The organism is Pseudomonas vanderleydeniana, from assembly GCF_014268755.2.
Lineage (GTDB): Bacteria > Pseudomonadota > Gammaproteobacteria > Pseudomonadales > Pseudomonadaceae > Aquipseudomonas > Aquipseudomonas vanderleydeniana.
The window spans coordinates 4,017,002-4,036,558 of record NZ_CP077093.1 but is presented as its reverse complement, the minus strand read 5'-3'; the positions used below and the strand labels follow the sequence as shown (position 1 = coordinate 4,036,558).

Below are 19,557 nucleotides of genomic sequence, written 5' to 3'. Positions count from 1 at the left end.
CCAGGGGGCGGGGCGGCGGTCCACGCGCGTCCAGCTAGTCGAAGGGCTGGAACTCCACCGGCCGGCCCAGGTGAGTGATCAGCAGGGACAGGGAGTCGGCATTGCTGAGCAGGATATCGGTACGCTTGTCCGGGGCGGACAGGAAAATCTGTCGGGCATCGTCCAGGTCCCGGGCGCCGCTGAGGCTCAGGACCCGGCGTTTCAGGTCGCCTTCCACGTCGTACCAGCGATAATCGTACTCATCGACCAGCTTGAACAACTCGTTGGCGGGCGTGGTGGTGGAGAAGGCATGGTTTTGCAGTTCGTCGAGCACCTCGTGGCGGCGCCGGCCTTCCAATGTGCTGGTGTCGATCAGGTCGATGAACGGGTGGCTCGGGTTCAGGTAGGCGAAGTCCAGGGTATCGAGGGTGATATGGCTGATCTCGTGCAGCAGCACAGTGGCCATGTGATGCCCGTACGCGTCGAAGGTTCGTGGGCGTATGGGCAGGTACGCGTCCAGGTGGGGTTCGAAGAAGCGTTCGGTGAGGTAGATATTCCCGTCGTGTCGGCCCTGCAGGGTAAAGGCCTGGTTGCTGTGGTCCGGTCGCCGGCCGGTGCCCACCACATAGCGCGACGAGTTCGACGGGGCGAGCGAAGGCTTGAGCAACTCGCCCAGCATGAGTCCCAGGCGAAACTTGAGTTTGCGCACGGTGTTCTGGGTGACCTGGGGAATGTCGAGGAAACTTTCCAGGTAGCGGCGGCGCTTGTCGTCCAGGCGGTTGCCAGTGAACAGTCGGTCCAGGTTGCGCAGGCCCTCGTTCAGGTAGTCCACGGCCTGGCGGTGGGCGTGGCCGATCATGCGGGCACGGTTGGGATACAGCTGTCGGATATTGCCCATGCCACTGGCTTGGACACGCATTTCCTCGCGAATCGCTTGCCGGTCCAGGCAATGATCAAGCATCTTCATCACGGATCCCCTCGATGCAACGGTTGGGCAGGTCAAAAGTCCATTGGCCCTGGTCGTCCTGGTGCAGCCAGGGGCCCTTGGTGCTGTCGGTGACGACGCGCCAGCGCTGGTGTTCCTGGCGGACCTGGAAAACCCGGCCGTCGATCGCCACGAAGGTCTTGCGGGTGGCCGGGTCGGTGTAGAGGTCGCCGGCCCGGCTGGGGGTCATGTGTTCCAGGGCGACCTGCTGGGCCTGCAGGCCCAGCAGCAGGGCTTTTTGTCCAGGCGTCAGGCGCTGGGCGCCCCAGGGCGGCAAGGGAAAGGGTGATTCGACGGCACTGTCACGGGCCATCCGTGTCACCCCGGCCAAGTTGGACTGAACCCATCCCCGGCGCGCCATCGCCAGCTTGGCCAGGGTCATGACGAACTCCTCGATGGCCTCGCCCCAGCGGGCCTGCCAGGCCTTTTGTCCGGCGTCCTTGAGCTGTGAAAGGGATTGCCAGACCAGCCAGGGCAGGTGCGACCGGCCCAGCAGGGCGGTCGCGCCCTGGTGCAGCTCGCCCTTGAGCCAGGCCAGCGCCCTGTTCCAGAGCGAACCCTGTCCCGAGAGGTTCTGGCAACCGAGCATCTGCTTGAGCAGCCCGGTCACGTCCTGGTACAGCCGATGAAACAGGTTGCCCCGTAGCGGTTCGTCGCCGAGTGCCAGGGCGGTCTTGAACAGCTGCGAGGTGTAGTGCACCTGGCGTTCGCGGGGGAGCCTCTCCAGGACCTGTTGCTGCAGGTCGTGCGAGTTGCCGAGCTCGCCGAGCAGCGCCGCTTCGCTGGCGAATTCCTGGTACATCGCGCGTTCGCCCTGCGGGCAGAACAGGATGCAGGGACCTGGCCGGTTGCCGCGTGGGCCGATCAGGTAGAAACCGGCCACGCTGTCGGTAGCCGATGGAGAGCCGTTGATCAATTGCAATGGCTTGAGCTCGATGTGCTGCCCGTTCAGTGGCGGGCGGGCGACGCCATCCGGCATGCCCAGCAGGTGCTTGATGAAACCATGGGCCGTCTGCGACAGGGTACCGCGCAGGCGCTGCACGAAAGCCTGCAGCAGCCCCTGCCAGAAGCCGTGTCGGCTGAAAGCCGGGCGGCGGTGGGCGTTATACAGGACATCCGGCGACAGGAAGGAATCGAGCAGGGCGGCGTGGTGACTGCCGATGGCCGCTTCCTGGATCAGGCTTTTGATACGGTCGCCCGTGAGCGTAGCGGGCAATGCAGCGGCGACGCTGGCGAGGCTGATGGAGCGTGACTGCATGTCGTCGACGTGGCGCAGGGCGAAGTCGATCAGCGGTTCGCTGAGCGGCAAGGGCGCCTCGCGTGGCGTCAACCAGACGGTGATCTGCTGCGGGTCCAGCTTTTGCGTGGGAAAGTCCCGCAACAGCAGGCCCTTGAGCTTGTTACTGGCCGTATGGCGGATATCGGGAATGCCCTGGTGATAGTCGTCGGTCGTGGCGGCGTCCTGGCGATAGTGGTCGAGCAGGGCGGCCAGGGCGAATTGTCGGCTGGCGCTGGCGGCGCTGAGCCAGGACGGCAGGGCCAGGTGGGTCGCGGTGTCCTGCGCCGCCTGAATCGCCCGCTCCAGCATGGGCACGGTCGAGTGATCGTCCAGTCGGCCCTGCAGGTAGTGGTGCAGGTTCGCGCCGCGGTAGCCAGAGGTGACCGCCTGGCCCAGGTCGGCCAGGGCCTTGTCGAGCAGCGAGTTGAAGCGATTGTTCTGCAGGCTGTTCTGCACCTGTTCGAAGCCCAGGCTCGGGTAGGTTCGGCGGTTGTTGCGCTGATGCCGGACCAGTGGCAGATGCCCGGGCCGTTCGGCGTTGGTGGTGTTCTCCAGCAGGCAGAGGCGTTCGACCGGATCATGCAGGCGTCGTTGCAGCTCGATGTCGGCGTTGTACAACGAGTCGAAGGATTCGGCGCCCTGGGCCGGGGTCCACAGCAGGACCCTCCCGGCGTGCTCAGGGTCCAGGCCGCCGTGGGCGGTCAACAGGAAGCAGTTGTGCAGTCTGATCGGGACGGCGGCGATGTCATGTTGGTAGGTCAGGGCGTAGGCGTCCGGGATGAATCCGTGCAGGCCCGGGCGCTGGTCACGCCGGTCGCTGTCGAGCAGGTTGTCGAGCAGCTCCAGCGCACTGGCCTTCAGCGCCCCGCGCATTTCCTTGAGCTGCACTTCCTGGCGCAATCCGCGGCGGATGGCCTCGTGCAGGTCGCTGGACAGCTCGCCATAGATCGAGCGTTGTCGACGCAGGTAGTGGCCTAGAAAGTCCGGCAGCAGGGTGTTGACGATGCGGTTGAGCCCCTCGATACCCAGGTTGGAGATCCGCGACCACAGCCCGTTGGCAGTCTTGCTGAACAGGCCGGTGGCGTACTCCGCCAGTTCACCGACACCCTGCAGCAGCCGTTCGAGCACATGATCGATGACACGCTGCGAGGCCGTGGGTGCCACGCTGACGCTGCCGAACCGCGGCAGGTCCTTGGCATAGCGGTTGATGTAGAGATTGTCGGGCGACAGGTTGTGCAGCTCGGCGCGATTCAGCTCGTTGGACAGTTCGCTGCGGATGAAGGCCTCGAGGGTCGGGCGTTTTTTCAGTCCCTCGCTGAGCCGGTCCTTCAACTGGGTCAGGCTTGCCAATTGGTGCCTGGCGGTCTCCAGGGTCGGCCGCAAGGTCCTGGTCAGCGTGGGGGAAGCCGGCTTTTCACTGGGCGAAAGGTCCAGCCGGTGGCTCCAGCGTGTTCCCTTGGCGAGGGCGGCCAACCGGGGCGCGATCAGGCCGCGGATATCCAGTGCGCTCTCGAAGGCTGCCGGCAGCACCAGCGCCCCGTCGCTATGGCGATAGCGTTCCAGCACATAGCTCACGTTGTCCAGCAGCTTGGCGATGATGTTTTTGAACAGCGTGTCGAAAATCGACAGCTCGCCCGCCACCAGCGAAATGTCGATGATGGTTGTGTTCCTGAGCCCGGCGCGCTCGCGCAGGGACAGGCCCAGCAGCCAGTCCGGGTTTTTTCCGGGGTTTTGCAGGCGGGTCCGGACCGACTCCAGCAGGCTCTCCTGGCTGTGGAAGGTCTGCAGGCGCCCGGCCGCGTAGAGGAAGTAGTCGGCCATGCTGCCTCGCTCGTGGCGCACGACGAACGCATTGGCCGGCGAGCACGAACCCTGGCCGGTGGTCAGCGTCAAGGTGTGCAGCGTGACCGCATCGAGACGAGCCCTGTCCAGCGGGTAGAGCCCGCACAGCAGCGGATAGTCCTCGGCGCCGATTTCGTTGAGGTCCTGTTCCTGGTGCAGCAGTTCGGCCCGAAAGCGGGTACCCAGCGCATCGATGAACAGCTGTCGGCGTGGCTGTCCGATATCCAGAAGCGTTTCCCAGAACGCCTCGAGCCGGTTGTGCAGGTGCTGTGGCAACTGGCTGGAGAGGGTGACCAGGGTGTTTTCCCAGACGGCGGTATCCGGTGCCAGCGCCGTGTAGCCGGGAGAGACGAACTCGTGGGTCTGTCCGCCGGGCCACGCGCCTTGCCGGTAGCGTTCCAGGAGGGTTTCGCCCAGGGTACGGGTCGAGAGCGTGCGCAAGGGAAGCTGCGCCTGTGAGTCCGCGGTGCCCGGCGCCTGGTGAGTGATGACTTGCAGGGCCTTCAGGTTGGCCAGGGGAAAGCGCTTGCCCAGGGTACTGTCGAACAACTGGCCGAGCAGGGACTTGAAGCTCGGAAGCTCCAGCAGTTCGTCCAGCAGGTGCTTCAAGGTGGTGTCGAGGTAGTCCTCTATGACCTGGCGGCGCTCATCGAGCACGCCGCCGGCGATGGGACGTGTGATCAGGGCCGGTGGTGGCTCGTGGGGGATGGCGTTGCGGATGCGCAACGGGACGAAGCGCAGCAGTTCGTCGCGTTGAGCCTCGATGCCCAGGCGTTCACGGACTTTCGCCAACGCCAGTTCGCGTGAACCGAAACGTTCCAGGCCGAATGTCGGCGTGCTGAGGAACACCGCGTGCCCGACGCTGCCGCCGATCAGGAAGCTGCCGGCCAGGTCCGCCGTGGTGGCGCCCTGGGCGACAATGAGCAACTTGTCGACGTACATCGGTTCAGTGAGCGCTTCGCGGGCATCCTGGTTCGCCAGGTACAGGTTGCTCAGCCAACGGCGCTCGGCGGTGTCGATGGACAGCGCCTGTTCCTGGGCGCTGAGTGCGGTGCGCAGCTCGGCGGCCTGGGACAGCAGGTAAAGGGTGGGTTGATCTGACATAAGGGGCCTTCATGTGTCTTCGCGGCCCGACCTCGCGATGGCGGGGTCGGGTGGTTGCAATGAAGGTGACGCTACAGCGGCCAGGAGGGCGCTGGCGTTAGATAGTGCTATGCCGTCCCGGCACCGGCTACAGGCCGTGCTGGCGCCGCAGTGCTTCGGTCAGTTGCGCCAGGGTCCGCTGGTAGCTCCTGGCAATACGCTCGGCGTGACTCTTGTAGGCACTGTCGGTCATGGCATGGAAAAACACCTCGGTCTGCATCAGGTCGAGGGTTTGCGCCGACTGGCGGATGGTTCGTTGCAGCTGGTCCTTGCGCGCGCTATCGAGGGCATCACCGGTGAACCATTCGCGCTGGGCATCGAGCAGGTCGTCGAGGGCACCGATCCTGTCGTCGCGTTGCTGCCGGGCCTCCCTGAGTCGGTCCTGGCCGTACCGGGCCTGCAGGTAGTCTTCCCAGAATGGCTGTTCCAGCAGGTACCTGGCGGCCTCGCCGGGCAGGCGCTCCTCGGCGAGAATCGCCCGACTGGCCTGTTCCAGCACTTCCCGGCCGACGTCGGCTTCCTGGCTGTAGAGCATGCTGCGGGCCTGCCAGGGCAGATCGAGGCGATCGGCCAGGCCGATGCGAAAGGCCAGGTGGATCTCGGCCTCATGAACCGCTTGCGGCGTGTTCCGGCGGGCGTCGATCAACTGCCGTGCCTGTTGTTTGACCCTGGCCAGACGGGCCTTGCCGCGTGCCAGCCGCAAGAGCGGCAGTTCGCGCTGTTCGAGGGGCAGCGCCTGGGCCTCATGCAGCAGGACTTCCAGCCCCATGTCGTCGAAGGTCACGGTCATGCCGTCCTCGCAGGTATCGGCCTCGATCAGGCCGCCGCTGGTGTCGACGGCCCGGTTGGCCATCAGGAACAGCCGGTTGCGCAACGCTGTGTCCTGCTCGGCGGCCTTGACCATGCGCCAGACCCGTTCGAGCAACTCGGCGCGGTGCGCGCCGTTGTCCTGCGCATAGTCGGCGGAGTTCCTCAGGTCGGCCAGCACCTTGAAAAAGGCTTCGGACGCCTCGATGTCGTCGCTGGCCAGACGCAGCCAGGTGTCCCGTCGGCTTTCCTGCTCGGCGGTGTCCAGGCCTTCAAGCCAGGGCGAGCTGTCGCGGGGCACGGGAGAGGGCGTGCCCCAGCGGTTGTGGTACAGGCTGGCCTGCGAGGGCGGGCGCGAGTGGTTGCTGCCTTCCGAGGTTTCGTGGTTTTCCAGTAGCACTTCCATCCCCAGGTCGATGCCGGTCTGTTGGCGATAACGTTCGAGCCGTCGATGCAGGTAGGGCGGAATCAGGTTGGCGTCGAGGTTGATCGACAGGTTGAGCGGCTGGCTCGCAGCGCCTATCCCAAAGACGTCGTCCGGGACCTGGCTGATGCGGTTATCGCGCAGGTCCAGGCGACGCAGCTCGGGCAGCCGGTCATAGCCCTGGGGGAACCGGCTCAGGCCGGTGTTGCGCAGGTTGAGCAAGCGCAGCGCCGACAGCGGGCTCAGGTCGGGCAGCGTCGACAGGCCGGGATTGTTCCCCAGGTTCAGGGTCCGCAGGTGTGTCAGCTGGCTCAATGGCGTGGCGCTTGCGTCGGCAATGACGAGGTGGTTGCTGCGCAGATCCAGGTGCGTCAACCGGGTCAGGTGCGCCAGGGCTGCTGGCAGGCGGGTGAGCAGGTTGCCCGAGAGATTCAGGTGCAGCAGGTTGGGAAAGGCCTGGAGAAAGGCTTCAAGCGCCGGCGAGTCCTGCAGCGCCATCGAGCGCAGGTGCAGTTCGGCAACATGAGGGAAACGGGCGCCAAGGCCGGGCAGGCTATCCAGGGGATAGCCGGTCAGGATGAGTTCGTAGCCGTTCATGGACGTGCCCTGGTGGTCGAGGACGATCGGGTCGCCTTCGTTGTCGATAGCGCGATCGGTCTCATGGCGCCAGCAGCGCTTGATCTGTTCGGCAAAGTGCAGCCTGCCGTTGCCGACGGTTTGCGGTGACTCGTCGACCCAGGCCTGCAGTTCGTCCTCCAGGGTGCGGTATTGAGCCTGTAACGCTCGCAGTCGCGCGATCGCCTCGCCCTGGCTCAGGCTGCGCAGACCGTGCAGGGTTTCCACCTGCGACAGCGACAGGCTCGGGTACAACTCGCGGGCCAGGCGCCCGATGGCATAGGCACGTTGGGCACCGGCCACGGCGCGTCCGCTCAGGGCATAGCCGACCCGGCCGTCGGCCAGGCGCATCGGCGAGCGCAAGCCCGGCCGAATGGGGGGCAGCGCCAGGCGTCGGGCCAGTTCCTCGCGCGGTAGTGGCGGCTGGTCGAGCAGCGTCTGTTTCAGTTGTGCGCCCTGGCCGACATGGGGAAAGCCCAAGGCTGTGCGCTCGGCGTCGGGCAGCGCATGCAACACGGCGGCGTACAGATTGTCCGGGCCGTACAGTTCCTTGCCGAGGTCGTCGAGCGCTTCGTACTGGCCGGCATTTCTGACCAGTACCTTGCGGATCGGTGCCGAATCGGGCCCCAGGCTGTCGAGCAGCGGGCCCTTGAAGAAGCGGTCGCGTACTTCCAGGCGTACCTGGCTCGACCAGCCCGGCAGCTTGCCGAGCATCGGCAGCACCACGTGGTACACCTCGGCCTGGCTCAGCGAATCCAGATAGAGCGGCTCGTACAGGCGCGCCAGGCGCAGGTGGCGCAGGTAGTGCCGGGCCTCCTCGGCCAGGCGCAGCGGCACGCGACCGGCCGTGAGCCGTTGTCGTTCGGGGCCGCTGGCGGCCTGGGCCAGTTCCTGTGCCAGGCGGTCCGGCAGGCCGGGAAAATCGCGTTGCAAGATCGCCACGCCCGGTTCGCCACGGGCATCGGCGGTGCGGTGTCGGTAGTGTGATTCGAACAGGTCCTGGCGGCGTTTGACGGCATCCCCGGCCAGGCGCCGGCGCAGCGCCGCGACGCGGGACGACAGGCTGCTGGTGGCTTGTCCGAATTCCTCGCGCAGCAGGCTGCGGATTTCATGTTCCGCCAGGTGGCCCAGCACTTCCCGGAGCAGGTCATCGGCATTCAGGTCCGGCCAGTGCACGCCGATCCGCGGCACCTGGGCATCGCTGCCCGCCGGGTACTCCTGCAGCCTGCGGCCCGAGTCGTCGAGCAGTTCGAGCACCTTGCCCGCTGGCCATACCGGGTCGCTGGTCAGCAGTTGCAATTCCATGTGCAGCTCGCTGAGGGCGCCGCTGGAGGCTCCGCCGTTCTGCAGGCGTTGCACCAGCCGTCCCAGGTCGCGGTCGAGGGCGAAGCGGGTCACGGTGTCCCTGAGCAGGGCGGGTGGTTGGCCTGCGTTGCAGTGGGTGGCACGCAGGACATCGCTGTCGATGCCGCTCAGGTGCAGAACGCGTCGGGCGTCCCGGTCATCGAGGCTGTTGGCTTCGGGGCCGAGACGGCTGACCAGGCGTTCGTCGGTCCAGTCCAGGGGCTGTTCGAAGGCGTGGCGCCAGGCGCCGGCACCGTTGCTGCGCAACGCGGGGGCGTAGGGGTGGCGCAGCCGGTCGGCGCGGACATGCTGGGCGCGATACCGGCCCGGCCCGCGAGCATCGGGCTGCAGCAGGTAGTAGTGGTCCTCCAGCTGCAGGTAGCGTTTGTCGAGGTACTCATGCAGCCCGAATCGATTGGGCTGGGAGCGGGACATCAGCTTGGGCCGGTGTCGATAGGGCTTGAGGTCGGGTTTCCACAGCCGGGTGATGCCTTCACGCACACTGACCGGTATCAGTCCGTCAATGAACACCGAGGTGTCGAGGTGGGGCAGGACCACCCCGGCGGTGCCGATCAGCGCCATGTTCATGGCGACTCCGAGCAGGTGGGCCCAGGCCTGTCGCACCTCGCCGGCTTCCCAGGCCTCGATGCCGGAGTAGACCTCGTGCAGCAGGCGAGTCGCCGTGGCCAGCAGCATCACCTGGCCCACGCCCGGAATGAATACCAGCAGGTTGAGCAGGTCCAGGCTGGCGTCGAGAAAGCCCAGCAAGCGCGTCATGCGCGCCTCGCGGTCCTCGTCGCCGGTGGGCACGGCCAGGGCCCTGGCGTCGCCGATCATGCGGTCGATCTTCAGTTCGCATTGGTCCTCGAGAGTGGCTTGCAACGAGGGCGAATGCCCGATCCGCAGGGGCAGTTCGAACAGCTCCAGCCCGGTGCGCAGGCTGGGATCGACCGTATAGTCGTCCCACAGGCCATGGCGGTCGGCGGGGTCCAGGCGCTTTTTCAGCGCGGTGAAGAAGGCCGCCTGCTCGCGTACCGCAATGAACTGGCTGAAGAAGCGCCGGTAGCGGGCGCTGTGCAGGCGCGTGCGCAGATCGACCATGAAGTCCGCGCTCGAATCGTAGTGGCGCAGCGGCTGTGCGTCATCACCGGGGATGTGGACGATGCAGCGCCGTGGCGTCGGGCCGGATTCGGGGCGCAGGAACAGAATGTCGCCCAGGTCGACGCCCAGTATGCGCAGGCAGCCGGGATGCACGGGCTGGCCGTCCAGGCGCATGTCCGTGCCTGCGGCCAGCCAACCCACGAGCATCGAGTAGGCATCGTCCGGGATCTGTTCCTGCAAGCGGGCCAGATGCAGGGCTTCGGCCAGTTGGTTGTGCAGGTGCCGGGTCCAGGTCTGGCGGACCCTGGCCTTGAGCGCGCTATCGGTGGGGTTGAGCACGGCGTTGAGGTGTGCCTGGTAGCGTTGTCCCAGGTCGAGCTGGCGGCACAGGCGGGCGAAGCGTTCCGCCGGCAGGGGGAGCGCGCGCTCCTTGTCGTAGCTGGCAATCCAGACCTGGGCGGTACTGTGGTCCCGGGTGATGAATTCATCCCCCTCGGCGGGCGGTTTGCTCGCCTCGTCGGCGGTGAAGTTGTGCAGCGCCGCCGCCAACAGGGTGACGTCCCAGTACCAGGTCCGGACGTTGGGATCGGCATTGGCGAAGTCGAACAGGCCACCCAGGCTGGACGGACGGCGCACCTGCATGCGCCGTACGAAATAGGTGGCGCGCACATCCAGTTCCAGCCCGCTGGCCTGCTTGATCGCCTGCTGCAAGAGGGGGGCGGCGAAGGCCTCCAGTGGGGTGATGCGCTCGAGCAGGGCTTCGAGCTGATGCTGGCTGGTGCAGCGCGCCAGTTGGCTGGCTTCGAACGCCTCGCGCAGGCTGGCGTTGGCCTGCGAATACCAGGTCGGCGTGGCAGCCTTGATGCCGACCAGGGCCTTGAGGCAGGCGGAGCCGGGTTGGATCAACGGCGCCGGAAGACGGCTGGCGATGAAGGCCTGGTGGCGGCTGGGGGACGGTTGAACGGACGCGGTACCTGGTTTGGCATCGGTCGGCAAAGTGGTGGCAGTCATGGGGAAGGCCCGATTCGTGAGTCGAGGGGGCAGGGTAGGTGCCGGCCTTCCCCAGGCTGCGGTAGGTATGCATGCCGTGGCGGCCCGGACTCATCATCCGGGGCGCCGAGGCTGCCGGATGAGCTATCCGGGCTGGTCGCTTGCCGCCGGGGGCGTGTGGTACAGCGTCTGGATCTGCTCCCAGGTGTAGCCGTGGTTCATGCGCAGTTCTTCATCGATCCTGACGGTGCGGGAGGTGAACAGCGCGATGATGAAATAGCGGTTGCCCTCGAGACAGCCAACAGGGGCGCGGACCTCCACGGGAAAGGCCACCGCCTCGACGTTGTAACCGGCCTGGGCCTGGCGGACAGGTATCCCGTCCTCGTATTCGAAGATCGTGTTGATCCTCGAGAGGATGTTGTCGCCGGTGAGGCAAGGCCGCGCCGTGTGTGGCTGGCCGTCACGACAGCGCAGCAGTTCCAGCGATCGATCCTCCTGGACCCAGGTGGCGAAAGGGTCGCGTCGATGATGGCAGACCAGCAGTGGAATCAGCATGCCGCCATAGATGCCGAGCAGCTCGCCAGGGGCCATGGCATGCCGGGCGGTGACGTGGAAGCGGCCGATCAGGTGGCTTTCGTCGACGGAGCGAAGGTGCCGTGTGCGCAGGCGCCTGATACTCAGTTTGCTTTCATAGAGCTGCGCCACTTCCACGCCCTGTCCGAGATAGGGCAGCAACTGCTGTGCCCGTGCCAGGGACTGCGAGGCGCCCGTGGCACTGGAGTAGTGCAGCGCCGTAATGATCAGGGGCTGTCCGTCCAGGTCGCGCAGGGGGTAGCGGGCATTGTCGACCCGGTCGTAGGCCAGTGGCGAGTTCAGGCAGGACCGGTAGGACTTGGGCGCCAGCAGGCGTTGGCGCTGCGCTTCGGTGAACATCTTTTTCTGCAGCTTTGCATTGCGCGGTCCCTTGTCCTCCGGCACTGGCAGGCTTTGCGGTTGCACCAGCAGGCTGCGCTTGCGATCGGGATGATGAAGGGTCCAGCGCGGATCACGGGGACTTCTGCGTTGCAGCAGCGGCTGGTAGAAACCGTAGGGGTTGCCGGCATTGACCAGCCGCCAGCCTTCGGGGCTCCAGATGACCGGGTAGTAGCGATAATGCTCGAAAATGTAGTGCCGGTGGGCGTGATTGGCCAGTGGCCGAGGATTCAGGTTCCAGTAGATTCCATTGTCGCGCAACTGCAAGCCCGAGACCACGCGGCCGGGGACGGCGAACTGCACCGGCAGTGGCGCCGCGGTCGCGGTTATCGGTGGTTCGAGCAGCCGATCCAGGGTGCGTACGGCAGGCACCTGGCCGCGCAGCCGGCTGGCCTGCCTGAACAGGGCCCGCTTGAAATGGGCTGTGGTCTGGTCCACGTCCAGGCTGATTGCCTGTCGCTTGCTCAAGTCGCCCTGTGCCAGGTTGGGCAGGGCCCGCCAAAGCGCCGCATAAAAATCGTTCTCGGTCCAGAGTGTCTGCCCCTTGCGGTCCTGGATCTCGTAGAGGCCATTCCTTTTCCGCAACTGTCGGTAGTTCAGGCTGGTGTCGACGCCGATGCTCTGCACCGGCCGGCAGGCGGCGGGCTCGGCCTCCATGAGTTCGAGGCGTATGTCCTCGGGCCAACCTTCGAGGGTCTCGAGCAGCGCGAAGGCCAGGTGTTCGCTTTGTTGGGCAGACGGCCAATCCGGGTGAAGGCCTTCGAACACCCGGGCGATGCGGATCCCCTCCAGGGCCCGGGCGACCTCCTTGTCGAGGGTCGGCAGTGTCGTTGCAGTCTCTTCCAGGGCGTGCAGGGTGAAGTCCAGGTCGTCGAGGAAGCTCAGGGGCAGCTCGGGATGCGCGGTACGCAGAAGGCGCTGGCGGGCGGTGGCCGGCTGTTCGAGCTGTTGATACAGGTGCTCGAACAACCCGGGCAGCCACTGGGCTTGATCGATCTCGATCCACTGCGAGCCCTTGGGGTACTGGATGAACTTGCGCGACTGTTGTTTCCTGATACGCAGCGCCGTCTGGGCGGGCAGATCCGGCAGCAGACTGCCCAGGTAGGCCTGGATCGGCGGGCAGAGCTCGGTACAGAGGCTGGCCTGGGGCTGCTCGAGATTGGCACCGTCGATTTCGTGCAGCAGCCACAGACGCTTGAGGCTGTCGAGCAAGAGCGGTGGGGTACGCCGGCTGTGCAGGTGCAACTGTCGCAGCATGGGCAGGTTGCTGTTCGCCAGGGGCAGCAGGGCTTGCGCCAGCGGCGGGGGCAACTGTGCCGCGCGCGGCGATAGCCGGGCAATGAGCCTGGGTTCGGTCCACTGCATGACCTGTTCATGGATGGTCCGCCAGGCGCCGACACCGTTGTGCCTCAGGGGCGGCGCGTAGAGCGTTGGCTGGGTCGGGCTGAGAATATGCCAGTGAGCGGTCCTTTCGTTGTAGCGGACTTCATAGTACGACTGGTTCAGCAGCAGATAATGCCTGTTCGCCCACTCATACAGCCCCAGGGCGTTGGCTTGCCGTTGATCCTCGGGCAGTTGCGGTGTTACCCGGTAGTGGCCGGGCTCAGGTTTCCAGAGGCGGGTATGCCCCTGGCTGCGCACGCGGATCAGTTCGGGGAGCGAGCGGCCTTCGCTCTGCATACGGGGCGTGACCTGGCCGCCGGCTCGGGTTTCGACGATGTTGAGCAGATGCAGTGAACCGGCCAGCCGTTCGGCCGGGCTCCAGGTGTGGATGTCCTGGTAGAGGGTATTCGCGCCCAGAATGTCCTGCGGGTCCGAGAGGGTACGCTTGAACCGGGGGATACGGTCCTTGAGACTGGACAGCAGGTCCAGGCCGGCGAGTTGAAATTGATCGAGCAGTTGCTCGCGCTCGGCGGCGTTGACGTCTTGCGCCGAGGGCGCCAGCCTGCCCAGGTCGCTCATCAGGTGCAACAGCCGCAGGCGGTGGATCTCCTCGAACAGTTCCTCCTCGATCCAGGGGGTCAGGCTGATCAGCTTGGCGTGCGGCCCGGTGGAGGTGCGCATGGCCGCTTTCAGCTTTTCCAGCAACAACGGTTCCTGATGGTCGATGGGCAGCAGTTGGCTGACCCACTGTCGGGTGGCCGCGGACTGGAGATGGGCCGTCAGCGTCACCTGGAACATCAGCAGTGAGCTGTATTCCTGGATCGGGTACTCGGGGTGTTCGGGGAAATAGATGGCGCATCGTCCCTTGTCATCCTCCGGATCGGCAGCGAAATGAATCACGCCGGGCAACACCCAGTCGAGCAGCCTGACCCGGTGGCAGATCAGGCGTTTTCCATAATTCTGGTTATAGGGCAGTAGAAAGACCTCAAGTGCCCGGGCGCACTCATGGGAAAGGTGACCGCTCAGGTAGGCCATCTGCAATTCGGCATTGAAACGATTGTGCTGGTGCGTGATGAACAGTTGGTGCTTGTTCCTCGGTGCCAGCGGCTCGTTTGCCGGATTCCTGTCGTCGAGTGCATGCCTGAGGTGTTGCAGGTACTTGTGGCCCAGGTCGAGTTGCCGGCAACGCTGGGCCAACACCTCGGGCAGCAGCCTGCTCTTGAGGCCCCTGGCCTTGCCCGTGAGGTAAATGGCAGAACCACTGCCAAATGCGCCACTGCGGGTTTCCCAACTTTCGAAATTGTAGAGGGCCGCCTCCAGCAGGCTGTGCTCGGGGCTGGTTTCGTAGATGGGTTGCCACAGGACCGTGTCGCGATGCCAGCGCTTGTCGAGGGTGGCCAGCTGCATGTCGCGCAGTTCGGGATGGTCCGCCTTGAGATCCAGTTCCAGGATCGGCTCGGCAAAGGTGTCCAGGCGTTTGAGCGGAGTGAGGATTTCGTGGGCTTTTGCGGCGGACTGGTGGCAGATGATCAGGGTCTCGCGCAGTTTGGCGCGTTGCTGCGCTGTGGCGCCCTTGAGCCAGTCTGGCAGGCGGTGCCCGAGAAAGCGTGCGTGCGGCAGGCCGGGGGCGCGGGCTTGAAGTGCTTGAGTCATGTCAGGCCGCCTCCTGCCGGAGTTCCTGGAGGGCCTGCTCTGTCAGCCCTTCCAGCGCCTGCTCGTATTCACGGGCGATGGCTTCGTAGAGCGCCTGGTAGTCCGCGTCGGTCATGCTGCTGGCAAACACCTGTTGTTCGGCCTTGCCCAGGATCCGCGCCGCGTCCTGCATCGCCGACTTCAGGCTGGCCCGTTCGCCCGCCGGCAGGTTGCCGTCGGCGAACCAGCGCTGTTGGGCACTGTACAGATCCTCCAGGGCACTGCCCTTGTTGTCGCGCTGGGCTCTCTTCTCATCGAGTTCCTGCAGGTACTGCACGTCCAGGTAGTCTCTCCAGAAGGGCTGTCGTACGGCCTCCCTGACCCTGTCCAGCGGCTGTCGCTCCTGTTCGAGGATGGTCGAGTAGGCCGTTTCCAGCTGCTGCGCAGTGACGTTGGCAACGGTGCCATAGTGCATTTTGCTGGCCTGCCAGGGCAGTTTCAGGCGGTCGGCCAGACCGGTGCGATAGGCCAGGTAGATTTCCGCCTCGTCGGGCCGAAGTCCCTCGGCCTTGCGCCGATCGATTTCCGCCCGGGCCTGCCGGTTGACCCGGTTCAGGCGCGACCGGCCCTGGGCCAGTTCCAGCAGGCTGGCTTCGATCCGTTGCGCGGTTGGCTGGGCATAGGCTTCATGCTCCAGCACATCCAGGCCCATGTCGCTGAATACCACGGTAACGCCGTCCTCGCAGGCATCGGGCTCCGGGGCGTTGGCCCGCAGCAGCAGCTTCTCGCGCAAGGCGGTGTCCCTGATGGCCGCCCGGACCATGCGGCGGACCTTGTCCAACAGGAGGGGGCGCAGGGTGCTGTCCCGGTAGTCGGCGGAATTCCTCAGGTTCTGGATCACCCGGAAGAACGCTTCGGACTGCTCGACCGGCTCCTCGCTGGCCAGCAGCAGCCAGTCGTTGCGAAAGGCCTCCTGTTCGGCGAGGGGCAGCCCCTGCAACCAGACTTCCTCATCCCGAGAGATGGGGCCGCGCGGTGAGTGCGGGCTGTGCACCGGCTCCTCGTCGGTCGACAGGTAGTCCGCGTCCAGGTCGATCGGCAGCTCCAGGTTCAGGTCGATGTCGGTCTCATCGTAGTAATCGAGTACGGCTTCCAGGTTTTCGACGGGGTTGTTGAACAGATCGACCGTCCTGGCGACCCGCCGTCCTTCCTCGCTGGTGTTGAGCAACGCCGGTGGGACACGGGTCAGGCGGTTCGCGCGCAGGTCCAGCAAGGCCAGCCCACGCAAGCGTTGAAAGCCTGTAGGCCAGCTGTCGAGCCCGCAGTTGTTCAGGTAGATGTAGACCAGCTCGGTCATCGCCCGGAAGTCCGGTGCATGCCCCAGGTTGGGGTTCCTGCCCAGGTTCAGGTTTCTCAGCCGGGTGAGCGCGTAAAGGCGGCTGGCGCTGTCGGCGCTCAGCACGATGCGGTTGTTGCTCAGGTCCAGATGGGTCAGTTGCGTCATCGAGTCCAGTTGCGTGGGCAACTCATCGAGGATGCCGCCACGGATGCTCAGTTGCTGCAGGCGCGGGAAGCGCGCGAGAAAGCCGTCGACATTGCCCGGGGCATTCGGGAAGCCGTGTACGAGTGTCAATTCGCTCACATGGCTGAAGTCCGCCGAGAGGGTGGGCAGCGGCGTCAGGTCTGCGGTGGTGTAGAAGTTCAGCTGGGCGCCACCCAGGGTGGAACCGGTGGAGGGCTCCCGCCGCCAGCAGCGTATGAGGCTGTCTGCCAGTTGGCTGCGCAACTGCTGGTTGGCAATCGATCCTGGCGCTGCTGTCGCCCAGGCATCGAGGTCTGCGCACAAGGTGTGGTACTCGGCCTCGAGGTCTTCCAGACGGCGTACCGCCGCGCCTTCGTTCAGGCCTTGCAGTCCGAGGAATCGCTGTACTTCCTGCCAGCTGTGATCCGGGTACAGGCGTTCGGCCAGCTCGGTGAAGGCGCTCGAGCGTGAACCCAGGGATCGTGCGCCGGCCCTGCGGCCGCTGAGCGGATAGCCAAGCCGGCTATCGGCCAGGCGCATCGGTGGCCGGTAGCCGGGTCGGATCGGCGGCAGGCCAAGCAGTTTCTCCAGTTCCTGGCGAGTCGGCAGTGGCTGTCGCAGCAGGTACTGGCGCAGGCCCTCGGCCTGGTGGGTAGCGGGAAAGCCCAGGGCCTTGCGCTCGGCATCGGGCAGGGCGTGCAGGACGCTGGCATACAGGTCGTCGGCCGCGTGCAGTTCCAGGCCCTGGGCATCGTAGGTGTCGTAATGGCCGTCGTCGCGTACCAGGACCTTGCGCAGGCTGGCCGATTCGTCGCCGAGGCTGTCGAGCAGCAGGCCATTGAAGGTGCGCTCACGGATCTCCAGGCGAACCTGGCTGGACCAGCCGGGCAATCGTTGCAGCAGGCGCAGGATCAGCCGGTCACTGTCGGGGTTGTGCACGGACGGCAGGTAAAGCCCTTCGATGGCCCGGGTCAGGCGCTGGTTGCGCAGGTAGTGGCGGGCTTCCTCGGCCAGGCGCAGCGGCACGCGTCGGGACTGGAGCAACTGCCTGAGTTCGAGGGGCCGGGCGTGGCTGGCCAGCTCTTCGACGATCGCTGTCGACAGGCCAGGGAAGTCGCGCTGGATCACCGTAGCCGCGGGCTTTGACGCTTGGGTTCGATAACGATAGTGCGAATCGAACAGCGCCTTTCGGCGATGACTCGCCTGGGTCGCCAGCTTGCGCCTGAGGTTGGCGGTACGGGTCTGCAGGCTGAAGGGCCCGGCACCGAACGCCTCGCCCAGCAGGCTGCGGATCTCGCCCTCGTCGAGGTTTTCCAGCACCTTGTCCAGCAGGCGGTTGGCGTCGAGGCCGGGCCATTGCAGGTCGATGCGCAGAACCTGCGGCGGTTGGCCTGCCGGGTACTCCAGGATCTGGGCGCGCTTGCGGTCGAGCAGGCGCAGGACCTTGGTACGCGGCCAGACCGCTTCGCTGGTGAGCAGTTGCAGCTCCATGTGCAGTTCGTCCAGTGAACCGTCGGCGGCGACGCCGCTGTGCAGGCGGCGGATCAGGCGCGTCAGGTCCTGGTCGAGCTTGAAGCGGGTGAGGCTGTCCTGCAGCAGCGCCGCAGGCGCCTGCAGGTCCATGTGCATGCGTCGCAGCAGGCCGTCGTCGACGTTGCTGGCCTGCATGACCCGACCGGCCGTTTCATCGTCCAGGCTGGCGGCCTCAGGGCCCAATCGGGAGAATAACTGCGGGCGCTGCCATTGCCAGGGCCGCTCGAATTCCAGTTGCCAGGCTGCCTTGCCGTTATGGCGCAGCAGCGGTGCGTAGGCTTCGGCATTGTGCGGATGGTGCAGGTGGAAGCGGTTGACGCCGTTGTCGGGACCGACCCGGTAGTAGCGGCCTTCGAGGTCGAGGTAGGCCGCGTCCTGATGGTGGGTGAGGCCGGATGCATCGGGTTGAGCCCGTGCCCCCCCGGGTAGCCTGTGTTCGTAGGGGGCCAGGTCAGCTTTCCAGAGGGCCTGTCTGCCCGGTGCGGGGCGGATTGGATGCAGCCCCTCGATAAAGGCCGAACCTTCGAAATCGACCTGCATGGCAACACCCAGGCCGAGCACTTCAAGGTTGAGCAACACGCCCAGGAAACCGAGCACGGCCTGTTCCTGTTCATGGTGGCGCCATTGCTCGATACCGTTGAAGACCTGCGCGATCAGTTGGCCTCCCGCCACCGCGAGCATGGCTTCACCCAGGCCGGGGACCAGGAACAGCAGGTTTTCTGTCCAGTTCAGCAGTGAGACGAGGCGGGCGTGGCGAGTCTTCCTGTTCTCGTCGTCGGTGGGCACGGCGGTGATCCGCGCATCATCGAGACGCTTCACGGTTTGCAGGACGCAGAATTCATCCAGGGGCGAGTCGCCCAGGGCGCTCGGCTGCAGGTGCAGGTTGGCATGGCGGTCCGGCTTGCGCTGGTTCGTGCGGCGGTCCAACGGGGTCAGGCACTCGGTCAGCGCCTGGAAGAAGGCCGGCTGGCTGCGCACGTGCACGTAGCGCTTGAAGAATGCCTGGTAGGCGGGGTCGCGCAGCCGCTCGCGCAGCGCGTCATGCACGGCCTGGCGTGAGCTGTATTGCTTGACGGCGCGCAGCGGGTCGCCGGCGAGATAGAGCACGCACGGTGCGTCAGTGCTGCCCGGGGCGGCCAGGCGCTCGATCAGCAGGACACCCTTGAGCAGGGCGCCGTAGCCACCGCCGGGATTGCTGAAGTCGAGCAGGGTCAGGCTGTTGCAGGTGATCGGGCGGTTGTTCCAGGTGGGCGCCTGCGTCGAATCGAGCAGCCGCTGCAGCATCTGGTGGGCGGCTTCATCCAGGTCTCCCTGTAACAGGGCGATTTGCGCCTGCAGCGCCAGTTCGTCGCGCTGCTGCTGTTCGAAGAGTGGGCGATAACGACTGGGTTGGCCCGGTGCGGCAGACAGTAGAAAACCTTCGATGTGCTTCTGGTACTGGCCGCCGAGGTCGAGTCGCCGGGCCAGGCTGGCGAAGTCCGCCGGGCTGATCGCCTGCCTGAGCGGCACGCTGGTCGTGCGCAGGATGGCCGAGCCGCGGTCGAAACCGAAATGACCGGTTTCGCCGCTTTCGAAATTCTGCAAGGCCGCCTGCAACAGGCTCTGGGTGACGATGCTCTCCTGGCGTGGGCTGCCGAGGGTGGCGGCGGCCAGGATGTGCACGTGCCTGAGCCGGTCCCGGTGGACGTCCAGGCCCGATCCGTAGCGTTCCAGCAAGGCCTGGGCGAGCCGCGGCGCGGCAAAGTCCCGGACGCTCTTGAACCCCTCAAGGTGCCTGGCCAGGGCGGCTTTGGAAGCCTGGCTGCGCTTGAGGATCGTGGCGAACGCCTGGCGTCGGGCGAGGCTGGCGGTACCGAGCCAGGGCGGCAACTGGCTGGCGATCAGGCGGTGGTTGCGGGTCGAGCGCGCTGGCGCGGCGGGCGATGCGTCGGAGGCGTTGGGCATGGTCGATGTCCGGTTCGTTGTTCGATTCGGACACGCTAGGCGCCGCAACGCCTGGGACGGTG

At 65.9% G+C, this 19,557-nt stretch carries 5 protein-coding genes; all 5 read right to left on the bottom strand.

Features of this window, described 5'->3' with window-relative positions; translation table 11 throughout:
- Positions 1-34 precede the first annotated feature (34 nt).
- The gene (locus HU752_RS18030) at positions 35-946 is read right to left on the bottom strand and encodes a M35 family metalloendopeptidase (protein WP_186684794.1); all 912 of its coding nucleotides are present in this window, start codon (positions 944-946) and stop codon (positions 35-37) included.
- A complete protein-coding gene (locus HU752_RS18025; RefSeq protein ID WP_186684796.1) occupies positions 933-5,189 on the bottom strand; it encodes a dermonecrotic toxin domain-containing protein in 4,257 nt (1,418 codons plus the stop codon). Before HU752_RS18025 ends, HU752_RS18030 begins: the two co-directional genes overlap by 14 nt.
- Before the next feature lie 127 nt (positions 5,190-5,316).
- Complete coding sequence (locus HU752_RS18020) at positions 5,317-10,530, bottom strand: NEL-type E3 ubiquitin ligase domain-containing protein (RefSeq protein ID WP_186684798.1); 5,214 nt, start codon at positions 10,528-10,530, stop codon at positions 5,317-5,319.
- A gap of 123 nt (positions 10,531-10,653) precedes the next feature.
- Positions 10,654-14,517 (bottom strand): dermonecrotic toxin domain-containing protein, encoded by a 3,864-nt coding sequence (locus HU752_RS18015; RefSeq protein WP_186684800.1) that lies wholly within the window; start codon positions 14,515-14,517, stop codon positions 10,654-10,656.
- 1 nt (position 14,518) lies between these two features.
- Positions 14,519-19,495, bottom strand: a complete 4,977-nt coding sequence (locus HU752_RS18010) for a dermonecrotic toxin domain-containing protein (protein WP_186684802.1) — start codon at positions 19,493-19,495, stop codon at positions 14,519-14,521.
- Between the last annotated feature and the right edge of the window lie 62 nt (positions 19,496-19,557).